Source organism: Stenoxybacter acetivorans DSM 19021, from assembly GCF_000745895.1.
GTDB lineage: Bacteria > Pseudomonadota > Gammaproteobacteria > Burkholderiales > Neisseriaceae > Stenoxybacter > Stenoxybacter acetivorans.
In genome coordinates this window covers 26,588-38,765 of sequence record NZ_JQKE01000024.1, presented here as the reverse complement: position 1 = coordinate 38,765, position 12,178 = coordinate 26,588, and the positions used below count along the sequence as shown (strand labels likewise).

Genomic DNA, 12,178 nt, shown 5'->3' with positions numbered 1-12,178 from the left:
CCAATTCCCCGTTGAAAGGCGTATTTTGCAAACAATACGTAAAAATTCGCAACCTAATCTTTGTGTATATTCGATTGATTGACTGACGACTGATTCCGGTTAATTTTGCGGTTTGAGAGGCAGTTAAATCAAGCGAAAAACACTTGATAATTTGCCGCATTTTTGCATCAGAAAGTGACGAACTTTTTTGGTACTTGCAAACCATTGCCATGACTCCTTTTTAGACATTTTAATGCCTTGTTTGGTTGTCATGTCCCTAAAAGTAATAAATACAAAAGGTATTTAACGCGCGTAATAAACCGTGAGACTTGCTTTCGCAATGGCGTGTGCGTTAATCACAAAACCGGCCATACTGGTAGTCGCGTCTTCGGCAATATCCGGTTTGTCCGTGTCCAGTGCGTACACAGTAATAATATAACGATGTGCCGGGTCGCCCACCGGCGGATAGCAGCCACCGTAGCCAAGCGCACCGCCTGTGTTGCGCATTTGGCGCACACCCGCAGGCATGTTCACTCCGCCTACTGCACCGGCATTGCGCGGCAATTCGGTTAATTCTGCGGGAATGCCAAATGCCAGCCAGTGCCACCAACCTGCTCCGCCCGTGGGTGCATCGGGGTCGTGCATGGCAACGGCAAAACTTTTGGTATCTGTCGGCGCGTTTTGCCACACCAGCGCGGGGGATTGATTGTCTTTGTCGGCTTGATAGGAAATATCTAATTTATCGCCGTCTTTAAATTCAGGGCTGGTGAGTGTGAAATTGGTTGTCATATTTTCTCCTGTAATGATGTTTTTTTGATAAGACGAGGGCGTCAATCATACCGCTTTTATTGGTAAAATATCCATAAGCCATACAAAAAACAGAGGCTACCTGAATTGTTCAGGCAGCCTGTAATCGCAGTTAATGTTCTTGTAATTTAGAGCTCTGTCAGTGCGGCTTTTTTCAAATAATCTGCACGTTCTTGTTCTTGCCGAAACGGACCAACGCGCACCAAATAACTATTTTTTTCTTTAACAACAGAGGCTTTTTGACTCAAAGATGCTGCCTTCAATTGATGAATGGTATCAGACAAATGGGCTTGTGCGTCTTTTAAGCTGTCGAAACGCTGTAAATCAACATAAATACCGCCGTCTTGAATATTGGCATGTATATTTTGCGCCGGCACAATTTGCTCCACGCTGACTTCTGCTGTGCCTTTATTTAAAAACCCCAGTTTTTGGGCAGCGGCTTTGGATACATCTAATACACGGTTGCCGTGAAAAGGACCGCGATCATTGATGCGTACCACCACGCTTTTTCCGTTGGTTAAGTTAGTCACTTTAGCATAGCTGGGAATGGGCAAAGTGGGGTGAGCCGCTGTCATCATATTCATGTCATAGCGCTCACCGGAAGATGTTTTACGTCCGTGAAAACCCGGACCATACCAAGAAGCATTTCCTTTTTCTTTGAACAATGAAAGTTCTTGTAAAGGGTAGTAGCGTTTACCCGCCACTTGATAGCTTTTATTTGCCGTTTTGTGCAAGGCTTCAAACTTAACGGCGGCATTTGGAATAAGCTCGGAAAGATCTGCTGTTTTCGGCTCTTGTTCCTGAGGGTTTTGTAAAGAGACACTACCGGATTTCGCCGATGCGGTGGTCATTAAGCCACTGCCTAAGGCAATGCTGCCGATAATGGTTGCAAAAAAGATATTTTTTACTTGCTTCAAACGAAACTCCTTCTGTGAGTTAAAGACGTCAGTGTGTGTTGCTTTGGTTAAAAAGCCGAATTGCAGTCAAAATAGGGCTACCTGAAAATTTCTCAAGCCTCATTTCTTTATTTAACAAGTATTTAACAATTATTTTCAAGGTATATTATTCGCTGAACCGACATAATCCAACTGCCGCCATGCTTCATACAGCATAACTGCCACGCTGTTGGATAAATTCATGCTTCTGCTGTTTGCCAGCATCGGCAAACGCAATTTTTGTGTTTCAGGCAGCCCATTTAAAATTTCAGCGGGCAACCCGCGCGTTTCCGGACCAAATAAAAAAACATCACCTGCTTGAAAAGCGGTTTGACTGGGGCGATGGTATCCTTTGGTGGTCAGTGCAAAAAAACGATGCCCGCTCAACATCTTCAGGCAATCTTCAAAATTTTCATGCACAACAACATCGGTAAATTCGTGGTAGTCCAAACCCGCCCGCCGCATTTTGGCAGAATCCAGAGGAAAGCCCAGCGGCTTCACCAGATGTAATTGTGCGCCTGTATTGGCGCATAAACGGATAATATTCCCTGTATTCGGCGGGATTTCCGGCTGGTATAAAACAACGTTAAACATATAAATCAGTATCTTAGATTGGGCGATATTATCCGTTGGATTGGCACAACGGTCAAAAATTTTTCACTTCGGATGCGCCAATGCCCACACCCAAATTCCTTTGACACCCGCTTTTATTAGGGTTTTGCTTAATTCATTGACTGTTGCACCGGTGGTAATCACATCGTCAATTAACAACAAATGACTTTTTTTAACATCAGCGGCTGCCTGAAAAATACCGCGTACGTTATTGAGCCTCGCTTTGCCGTTTAATGTGGATTGCGGTACGCGGTGCTGCCTCAATACGGCGGTGTCATCTAACAGCGGCAAAGCATAGACATCGGCAATGCTCTGTGCCAAAAAACGGCTTTGATTAAACCCGCGTTCAAGCAATCGCTCACGGCTTAAAGGCATTGCCAGTACTGCATCAATTGGAGTTTCAGGCAGCCATATCGGTGGGTTTTGAAGCATTAAGGTGCAAAGCGCGCGGCTTAAATGTATTTGACGCAAATGTTTGAACGCGTGAAGCAATTGTTTCACTGGATAATCATATTGAAAAGAAGCAAATTGGGCGCACGTTATCGGTGAATGCTGCTGACAATGCCCGCAAAGCAACCCGTCGCTTGTGTGCCGCAAACAGCCCTTGCAGACAGTTTCCTCATCAAACCACAAAGTATTGACATCTGCCAAACAATCTTCACAAATCGCTGTTTTATCAGTTGATTCTTGACAGAGCGCGCACGTGGGTTTACCCAAAACCGTGTGCAATCCTTTTTCCCATAATGATGCTATTCTTACCACTTCAAATGAATTCCCGAAAAATTTTAGAAATATCCCATACATTCATCGCTCACAGCCCAAAAAGTTTTTAGGCTGCCTGAAATTTTTTGCGATAATACTCAGCCCCTTTTCAATCCTGAGGAAAGTGCCATGAATACGCCAACAAACCCCGATTTTACCACTGCCGATTTAATTGACATCGCCCCTGACACGCCGTCGTGTGAATTGCCGTTTTTTTCTTATGGCTGCCGCCGTCATTTCTGCGGCAAAGCGCGAACCGTAAAATGTTTTCAAGACAACGGGTTGGTGAAACAAATTTTAAATACACCCGGAAATGGCAACGTATTGGTGGTGGACGGTGCCGGTTCACGATTCAGTGCTTTGGTGGGTGATATGTTGGCTGAAGCCGGACGAAAAAACGGCTGGGCAGGCATCGTGATTAACGGCGTGATTCGAGACAGCGCGGCAATCAATACCATGGATTTCGGCATCAAAGCCTTGGGTACTAACCCGAAAAAAAGCGCAAAAGATGCCGTGGGCGTGTTGGACGGCAACGTTCACTTCGGAAATGTTACTTTCCGAAGCGGCGATTGGGTTTATTGCGATGAAGACGGTGTATTGGTGAGTGCCGAACCCATTCATGCAAGCACAAACCAATCGTAAAACACAGAGAACTCCCATGTTCACACAAATACATCAATGGCTGCTGCTAATTCATTTATTGGCAGCAACTATTTGGGTGGGCGGTCATTTAATTATGGCCATTCAATTTATGCCGCGTGCGCTTAAACAACGCAATCCGCAAATTTTGCAGCAATTTGAACAACGCTACGAACCCATCGGTATGCCGGCGTTGGTGTTGCTGGTCATCAGCGGGTTGTGGATGGCGAGCGATTTTGGCGTTACACCAACCCGTTGGTTTCATTTTGACAGCGGAATGGAACGCGCTGTTAGTGCAAAATTGATTTTATTGCTGCTCACCGTGGGTTTGGCTCTGGACGCTCGTCTGCGGGTGCTACCAAAACTAACACCAAACCGTCTGCCCGACATGGCATGGCATGTTTATGGCGTTACGCTGATTGGGGTGTTGATGTTATACATGGGAGTCAGCCTGCGCTACGGCGGTTTATCCTAAATGACAGCACACACAAAACTCAGCACCCCGCCTCTTGCGCCGAAAACCCATGAGGCATTGGCAAATCTGGGCATTACTTCCCTTGCTTGCCTACAGAAAATCGGTGCGGTAACGGCATTTCTGTTATTGAAAAAGCAGGGGCTGAGCATTACCAACAGCACATTATGGCAGTTGGTGTGTCTGGCGGAAAACCGCCAGTTAAACAGTTTAAATTCAGCAGAAAAAGCAAACTGGCTCAATGTGGTCAAAAAGCACCCGCCCGTGGCGGTTTTTCCACCCGAAGCGGAAATGGCGTATTGGATGCAACAAGCGTTGGCACAAGCTCGGCAAGCGGCAGAAAACGGCGAAGTGCCTGTGGGTGCGGTGGTTGTGCGTCAGGGTGAACTTATCTCAGCCGCATTTAATCAGTGCGTCAGCCATTGCAATATCAGCCGCCACGCAGAAATGCAAGCACTGACTGAAGCGGGTATTACTTTAAATAATTACCGCCTGGATAATTGTGATCTTTATGTTACCTTAGAACCTTGCGCCATGTGTGCAGGAGCTATTTTGAACGCCCGCATTCACCGCTTAATTTTTGCCGCCGCAGAGCCGAAAACCGGCGCGGCAGGCAGCGTGTGTAATTTGTTTAATTATCCGCTTTTAAATCATCATACTGCTGTAAAAAGCAGCATTTTGGCAGACGAAAGCATGGCTTTGCTACAACACTTTTTCCGACAAAGACGCCATTCCGATACAAATTGAACAACAACAAATAAATCAATTGGCTATTAAATTTTATCGAATGAAATGCAGCAATAAAAATTGGAATAATGAACAAACCCATTGCCGCTCACATGGTTTTTGAAAAAACAAATGACCATGATTTTAGAACCTATGTTCAATAATATTTAAGAACCAATATTCAAAAAATTCTTAATAAAATCATATGGCGTATAATTAGCAGATAAACCAAGATAGTAGGTAATCCTTTTATGTACCCGAGTGATTTGACAGATAGCCAATGGGCGATGATTGAACCGTTTTTTGACATCATATGATTTTATTAAGAATTTTTTTGAACATGGGTTCTTAAAAACCCGCCGCTTTCCCGCATCAAAAATGAGCTCATTTTTCCTGTATAATTTTTCACCTTTTCCTTTCCTCATACACTTATGAAACACATTCACATCATTGGTATTGGCGGCACATTTATGGGCGGTCTTGCCGCAATTGCCAAAGAAGCCGGTTTTACCGTAAGCGGTTGCGATGCCAAAATGTACCCGCCGATGAGTACCCAACTGGCACAATTGGGTGTGGACGTGGCGGAGGGATTTGATGCCGAACAATTAGACCAGTACAAAGCGGATATTTATGTTATCGGCAATGTAGCTCGGCGTGGCTTACCAATCGTAGAAGCCATTTTAAACCGCGGTTTACCCTATGTTTCAGGACCGCAATGGCTGGCTGAAAATGTGTTGCGTCATCATTGGGTATTGGCTGTGGCGGGAACACACGGCAAAACCACCACCGCAAGTATGCTCGCTTGGGTATTGGCAGACTCAGGATTGGCTACGGGGTTTCTGATTGGCGGTTTGCCGCAAAATTTCTCTGTTTCCGCCCGCCTGCCGCAATCGCCCAAAATTCAATCCGACAATCATCTTTCAGGCAGCCTGACAACACAACCCACTTTTTTCGTTATCGAAGCAGACGAATACGATACTGCTTTTTTTGATAAGCGCAGTAAATTCGTCCATTATCGTCCGCGTACCTGCATTCTGAATAATCTGGAATACGATCACGCCGATATTTTTGCTGATTTAGCCGCCATTCAAACCCAATTTCATCATTTGGTGCGCACCATTCCGAGCGAAGGCTTACTGGTGCGCAATTGCCAATCACCCGCCTTGGACGCAGTATTGGCACAGGGCTGCTGGACACCGCTGGCAAATTTTGGCTGCGATGACGGCTGGTCAATCGGTCAAGTAAACGAAAACGGCGGATTTTCAGTGCGTTTTCAAGGAAAAACACTGGGACAAGTTGAGTGGACGCTGTTGGGCGAACACAATCGCATGAACGCACTGGCAGTGATTGCGGCGGTTCAACACGTCGGCGTATCGGTTCAGGCAGCCTGCTCTGCTTTGGCACGCTTTCAAAACGTGAAGCGGCGCATGGAAATCAAAGGTGAAATCAACGACATTACCGTTTACGATGATTTTGCCCATCATCCCACTGCCATTGCAACGACCATAGACGGCCTGCGCCGAAAAGTAGGCAGTGCGCGGATTTTGGCGGTATTAGAACCGCGCTCCAATACCATGAAAATGGGTGCCATGAAAGCGGCATTGCCCACAAGTTTGGCAGAGGCAGACCACATATTTTGCTATACCGGCGGCGTGGACTGGGACGTTCAGGCAGCCTTAAACGCACTGAGCGGTAAACTTTATGTCGATAAAAATTTTGATGATTTTGTTGCCGCCATTGTTACCGAAGCCAAAGCAGGCGATCATATTTTGGTGATGAGTAACGGCGGCTTTAACGGCATTCACGACATTCTTTTGCATCAAATCAGCCAAAAGGCGGTGTGATGCAATTTGAAAACCTGTCTGATGAAGCATGGCTTGCGCCTTTGGCACAAGCCATCGCTAAATTGCCGCTGCCTGTGGTGATTGTGGATTTGGAAACCACGGGCGGACATTTTGAAAATGACCGCATCACTGAAATCGCTGTCTTGTGTTTTTCAGGCGGCAAAATTGAACGGTGGCAATCGCTGATTAATCCCGAGCAAGACATCAGCCCGTTTATCACACGCTTAACGGGCATCAGCAATGAAATGGTTGCAGGCGCACCCACTTTTTCTCAAATAGCAGCAGATATTTTGCCTTATTTACAAGGGCATATTATTGCGGCGCACAATAGCCGTTTTGACTACACTTTCCTGCGCAACGAATTTGCCCGCGCCCAACTGCCTTTTGCCGCACCCACGCTTTGCACGGTTCAATTGTCGCGCAAACTCTATCCGCACGAACACAAACACAGTTTAGACAGCATCATCGAACGGTTTCATTTAAGCAATGAAGCTGAAGACAGGCACAGGGCTTGGGCAGATGTTCGTGTACTGAGCCGTTTTTTAAACATCAGTTTGACAGCGCACGGTGTTGAACATTGGCAGGCGCAATTTCGGCAACTGATAAAACCCACACCATTGCCTGCGTTTGTTTCTGAAAACATACGCCGCCATGTTTACAATTTACCCGATACCGCCGGTTTCAGCGTGTGGGCAACCGCCGATCAGCAGCTGCCCGCCGTGCATATACACGAAAAAGCATTCAGTGAAATATCTGTTTTACTACAGAAAAAAAATACCGAGAAAAATATCTCAAAGATTCAAAACATCGAATTTTTTCCGGCTTTAAATGTGTTACACGCATATCAATTATCGGCACAACATCAAATTAACGCTTTATCGGCAGCAGACAACCGCATCGACAGTGTTTGGTATTCGATACGGTTTGTACCCAATCACCACGGGCAGCTGCGCGCACAAATCTACGCCCTGCCCAAAAACGGCATTTTAAAACAACGCCCTTACGGCTTGTTTGCACACCCCAAACCCGCCAAAGCAGCCCTGCGTGAATGGGCGCGTGAATATGCTGTCTGCCCGGCAATACTGGATATATTGGACATCAGCATCGGTGCATCTGCGCCCTGCCCGCTTCAGGCAGCCCGTTTGTGCAATGGCCGTTGCCGCAATGCAGACCAAACAGCACAGCACAATCAGCGGGTATTAAAACACGCGCCTTTTTTACCTGTACACAATTGGGGAACTGCCCATGAAATCACTACAATGGAATACAATCCCTTCAGCAAAGAACAAACACAACTGCACAGTGCCGCTGCCGCATTGGATTTGGGCAATAATCAGTGGTATTTTCATGAAGCCTTGCCAAAATTATGGAAAAAACGATTAAACCAAAAAGACGGCATCACGGTATTGTCTTGATATTATTGATGTTGATTAAAACAAATCATAAACGTGAAATAATTTATTTTCAGGCTGCCTGAAATACAAGCACTGACAAAAAATCACAGGAAAAACACCATGCTGGATTGGCACATTATTTTGGCTTTGATTGCCGTTGGTTCTTGCGCCGGCTTTCTGGCAGGCTTGCTCGGCGTCGGCGGCGGCATGTTGGTGGTGCCGATTGTGCTGTGGACTTTAAAAATACAAGGCATTGAAACAGCACACTCACAGCACCTGGCTATTGGCACATCATTTGCGGTGATGGTGTTCACTTCTTTTTCCAGCATGATGGCACATTACCGCAATCAAGCCGTTAATTGGCATGTTGTTCGTTACATGGCACCCATGATGGTTATCGGTACTGTTTTCGGTTCTGTGGCAGCACGATTTATTCCCGGCAACGCTTTGCTGCTGTTTTTTATATTGTTTATTTATACGATGTCTGTACAAATTTTGCTTAATTTCAAACCCAAAGCAACGCGCCGGCTGCCCGATAAAGCCGGTTTAAGCACGGCAGGCAGTTTATTCGGCACAATTTCCAGCTGGATTGGCATTGGCGGCAGCTCGCTTACCGTGCCGTTTATGCTCTACTGCAACATACCGATTCATGAAGCAGTCGGCACATCAGCGGCTTTGGGTTGGTCGGTTGCCATTTCCGGTTCAATCAGCTTTTTGATTTCCGGTTGGTCAGCCCCAGGCTTACCCAACGGCAGCTTTGGTTTCTGGTATCTGCCCGCCGCTGTGGTGCTGGCGGCAACCACCGTATGGTTCGCTCCTTTGGGTGTACGTGCAGCACACCGCCTGCCGCCCGACAAACTGAAAAGGGTCTTTGGCAGCCTTTTGTTTGCCATTGCCTCAGCCATGTTGTATGAGTGGCTGACTCAATGAATATATTAAATACATGGACAAATTTTTGTCATCAAATCGGTCGGCTGCTTGAACGAAAAATACGCCAAACCCGCCGTTTTTCACGAAAAACCATTGCCTTGGTATTTTTGTTAATTGGTGCAATGCTGGTAGCAACCGTATCTTTACTCTTTGCACGAATGGCTGATTGGGCTTTGGAACAAAATGCGCATTGGGCAAAAAACACCCCTTTGCTCGCATGGATTGTTTTACCGCTTGGTTTGATGCTGATTGTCTGGTTCACCCGCCGATTTGCGCCCCACACTTCAGGCAGCGGCATTCCTCAAGTGATTGCCTGTCTCTCCTTGCCTTACGGTACACAAAAAACCCGCTTGGTACGCTTCGGTGAAACCATTTTAAAAATTCCGTTTACTTTTTTGGCAATATTGGTTGGTGCTTCGGTTGGACGTGAAGGGCCGTCGGTTCAAGTGGGTGCAGCAGTCATGTCGGCTTGGGGTGCGTGGTGCAAACGGCACAATCTGGCATTTAAGGGCTTACAGGAAAACGATTTATTGGCAGCGGGTGCAGCGGGTGGCTTGGCAGCGGCGTTTAATGCACCACTGGCAGGCGTTATTTTCGCCATTGAAGAATTGGGGCGCGGTGTAACTCTGCGTTGGGACAGACAAATTTTCATCGGTGTTTTAACAACCGGTTTAATCGTGGTTGCCATTGACGGCAATAATCCCTATTTCTCTCACTTTTTCGGCAGTGCGTTTACGAAAAACATGTTTCAATGGGTGTTGCTGTGCAGTGTTATCTGCGGCGTGAGCGGCGGTTTATTCGCACTATTCTTGTCTAAAGGTGTCGCCTGGGTAACACCGGTTCAGTGGCGTGGTTGGGTGCGTAATCACCCCATTTGGCTTGCCGGTGTGCTCGGTTTGATGCTCGCCGTCTTAGGAACGCTTACCCAAGGCAGCACCTATGGCACAGGCTACAATTTGGCAACCGCCGCTTTACAAGGCGAAACCACTGTTTTACCGGGCATGGCAACAGCCAAATGGCTGGCAACCGTATTGTCTTACTGGGCGGGCATTCCGGGCGGTATTTTTACACCGGCATTAACCACAGGTGCATTAATCGGCGTGCAAATCAGCCAAATTGCTGATTTGGTTACCGGCAGTAATGTTTTGGTATTGCTGTGCATGACCGCATTTTTAGCGGCCGCCACTCAAGCACCCTTAACCTCCGGCGTGGTGGTTATGGAAATGACAGGCAGTCAATCATTATTGTTTTGGTTATTGTTGGCAGGTCTGCTCGCATCGGTGGTTTCCCGTCAAATCAGCCCGAAACCGTTTTACCATTTTGCGGCAGAACGTTTTCGGCAACGTGTACAAGAAGCCGCCGACAAATAAACAGCTGCCTGAAAACATTTTTTTTAAATATTTTATACCCAAGGACATCATCATGTTATTAGGCGTTAATATCGACCACATTGCTACTTTGCGGAATGCACGGGGTACGGTTTACCCCAGCCCGCTGGAAGCCGCTTTACTGGCAGAAACCCACGGTGCAGATTTAATTACACTGCATTTGCGCGAAGACCGCCGCCACATCAAAGACGCAGATGTTTTTGCCATTCGCGCCGCTTTAAAAACACGCATGAATCTGGAAATGGCACTCACCGAAGAAATGCTGGAAAACGCCTTAAACGTAAACCCACAAGATGTGTGTTTGGTGCCTGAAAAACGGCAGGAAATCACCACCGAAGGCGGCTTAGATGTCTTGGCGCAGCAAAGCAAAATCGCTGAATTCACCCGCATACTGAGCGATGCGGGCATACGTGTTTCTTTATTTATTGATGCCGATGAAGCGCAAATTCAGGCAGCCCGTGAAGTTGGCGCGCCCGTGATTGAACTGCATACCGGCGCGTATGCCGATGCGGCTGCACCTGCCGATCGCGCCCGCCGGTTATTACGCATTGAGGAAGCCGCTCATTTTGCCGCCGAATTGGGCTTAACGGTCAATGCAGGACATGGGTTAAATATCCACAACGTTGCACCCATTGCCAAAATTTTGGCGATTCAAGAATTAAACATCGGGCATGCCATTATTGCACAAGCCGTTTTTCTCGGATTACCTGAAGCCATACGCCAAATTAAAGAAGCCATACACCGCGCACGCAGTCTGCCTTATTGAGCCGCATCCTTCACCACAACCTGCTTATTTAATATAGAAATCAACCATGTAACACAATAATAATGTTAAATTTATTTTCAAGCAGCCTGTTATCAAACACCCGTGATAATAAGCGTAAACACGGCAATTTATTTTAACGGCAGATTAATTGATAAAGGCGCGGTCATATTAATATGACCGCACCGTATGTTTTAATTGTCCGCCCGCAGGGTAATACTGCTGATTTTCTTTGGTACTGAACGTCTGTACTGAAAAATCAAAATTGGAAAGAAGACGGTTTTGTTGCTGCCGTGCTTTTTAAGCTCGGCACCACCGTTTCAAACAGGGTTTTTTCTTCAAATTGACCGTCTTTACGGGTAATTATCACGGCTTTCATCACCGGAGCTTCGCCCACCACCGCTACCAAACGACCGCCGTCAGTCAGTAATTCCGATACATTATCCGGCAAAACGGGGACCGAGCCGCCGAGATAAATCGCATTGAACAATGAATCATTTTTGACATCAACCAAGCCATCGCCTGTTTGATAAGCAATATTTGAAAAATCCAGCACGTCCAACACAGCTTTGGCACGGTTTTGCTGCGCGGCATCGCTGTCTATCGTTAATACTTTACCCGCCATTTTCGCCAAAACGGCTGTGGCATAGCCTGAACCCGTGCCAATTTCCAAAACACTGTCATTCGCCTTCAAATCCAAAGCCTGAATCAACCGCGCCGTCATTTTCGGTTCTAACATAAAACCGCCGTTCGGTAAAGGCAATTCGGCATCGGCATAAGCAAACCCCTTTTGATTTTCCTGAACAAATCGTTCACGCGGTATTTCGCTTAACACGTCTAATAAATCAAAATTCAAAACGTCCCAAGGGCGAATTTGCTGCTCAACCATATTGAAACGCGCAGTAGTGAAATCCATGTTTACTCCGA

Annotated in this window: 13 protein-coding genes and 1 pseudogene; 8 read left to right on the top strand and 6 right to left on the bottom strand. The window is 46.6% G+C overall.

Annotated elements, in window-relative coordinates; translation table 11 throughout:
• From Q384_RS13770 to Q384_RS04560, 5 genes and pseudogenes are all read right to left on the bottom strand, one after another.
• A pseudogene (locus Q384_RS13770) lies at window positions 1-211 on the bottom strand (IS1595 family transposase); the annotation flags it as partial.
• A gap of 71 nt (window positions 212-282) precedes the next feature.
• On the bottom strand, window positions 283-768 hold the full coding sequence (locus Q384_RS04575) for a YbhB/YbcL family Raf kinase inhibitor-like protein (protein ID WP_037586240.1): 486 nt from the start codon (window positions 766-768) through the stop codon (window positions 283-285).
• Window positions 769-914: 146 nt separating this feature from the next.
• Complete coding sequence (locus Q384_RS04570; RefSeq protein WP_037586239.1) at window positions 915-1,703, bottom strand: septal ring lytic transglycosylase RlpA family protein; 789 nt, start codon at window positions 1,701-1,703, stop codon at window positions 915-917.
• 135 nt (window positions 1,704-1,838) lie between these two features.
• Window positions 1,839-2,315 (bottom strand): tRNA (uridine(34)/cytosine(34)/5-carboxymethylaminomethyluridine(34)-2'-O)-methyltransferase TrmL, encoded by a 477-nt coding sequence (gene trmL, locus Q384_RS04565; protein ID WP_037586238.1) that lies wholly within the window; start codon window positions 2,313-2,315, stop codon window positions 1,839-1,841.
• A gap of 63 nt (window positions 2,316-2,378) precedes the next feature.
• Entirely contained in the window at window positions 2,379-3,062 is a 684-nt protein-coding gene (locus Q384_RS04560; protein ID WP_037586251.1) for a ComFC family protein, read from the bottom strand.
• Window positions 3,063-3,224: 162 nt separating this feature from the next.
• Between Q384_RS04560 and rraA the strand changes: the two genes are divergently transcribed.
• The 8 genes from rraA (at window position 3,225) to pdxJ (ending at window position 11,254) form a co-directional block, all read left to right on the top strand.
• Window positions 3,225-3,737 carry a ribonuclease E activity regulator RraA gene (gene rraA / locus Q384_RS04555; protein WP_037586237.1) on the top strand — a complete coding sequence of 171 codons (513 nt, stop codon included), beginning with the start codon at window positions 3,225-3,227 and terminating at the stop codon, window positions 3,735-3,737.
• Window positions 3,738-3,753: 16 nt separating this feature from the next.
• Window positions 3,754-4,209 (top strand): CopD family protein, encoded by a 456-nt coding sequence (locus Q384_RS04550; RefSeq protein ID WP_037586236.1) that lies wholly within the window; start codon window positions 3,754-3,756, stop codon window positions 4,207-4,209.
• Window positions 4,210-4,953 (top strand): tRNA adenosine(34) deaminase TadA, encoded by a 744-nt coding sequence (gene tadA, locus Q384_RS04545; protein WP_037586235.1) that lies wholly within the window; start codon window positions 4,210-4,212, stop codon window positions 4,951-4,953. It abuts the gene before it with no gap.
• 410 nt (window positions 4,954-5,363) lie between these two features.
• A complete protein-coding gene (mpl, locus tag Q384_RS04540; protein WP_037586234.1) occupies window positions 5,364-6,776 on the top strand; it encodes a UDP-N-acetylmuramate:L-alanyl-gamma-D-glutamyl-meso-diaminopimelate ligase in 1,413 nt (470 codons plus the stop codon).
• Entirely contained in the window at window positions 6,776-8,191 is a 1,416-nt protein-coding gene (locus Q384_RS04535) for a 3'-5' exonuclease family protein (protein ID WP_051940457.1), read from the top strand. Before mpl ends, Q384_RS04535 begins: the two co-directional genes overlap by 1 nt.
• Window positions 8,192-8,290: 99 nt before the next feature.
• Window positions 8,291-9,100, top strand: coding sequence for a sulfite exporter TauE/SafE family protein (locus Q384_RS04530; RefSeq protein WP_037586233.1), 810 nt, complete (start codon window positions 8,291-8,293; stop codon window positions 9,098-9,100).
• Complete coding sequence (locus tag Q384_RS04525) at window positions 9,097-10,470, top strand: chloride channel protein (RefSeq protein WP_084224393.1); 1,374 nt, start codon at window positions 9,097-9,099, stop codon at window positions 10,468-10,470. The genes Q384_RS04530 and Q384_RS04525 overlap by 4 nt, the downstream gene beginning before the upstream one ends.
• A 52-nt stretch (window positions 10,471-10,522) precedes the next feature.
• Window positions 10,523-11,254 (top strand): pyridoxine 5'-phosphate synthase, encoded by a 732-nt coding sequence (gene pdxJ, locus Q384_RS04520; protein WP_037586232.1) that lies wholly within the window; start codon window positions 10,523-10,525, stop codon window positions 11,252-11,254.
• Between the two features lie 256 nt (window positions 11,255-11,510).
• On the opposite strand, the gene Q384_RS04515 is transcribed toward pdxJ, so the two are convergent.
• A complete protein-coding gene (locus tag Q384_RS04515) occupies window positions 11,511-12,167 on the bottom strand; it encodes a protein-L-isoaspartate O-methyltransferase family protein (RefSeq protein WP_037586231.1) in 657 nt (218 codons plus the stop codon).
• Window positions 12,168-12,178: the final 11 nt, after the last annotated feature.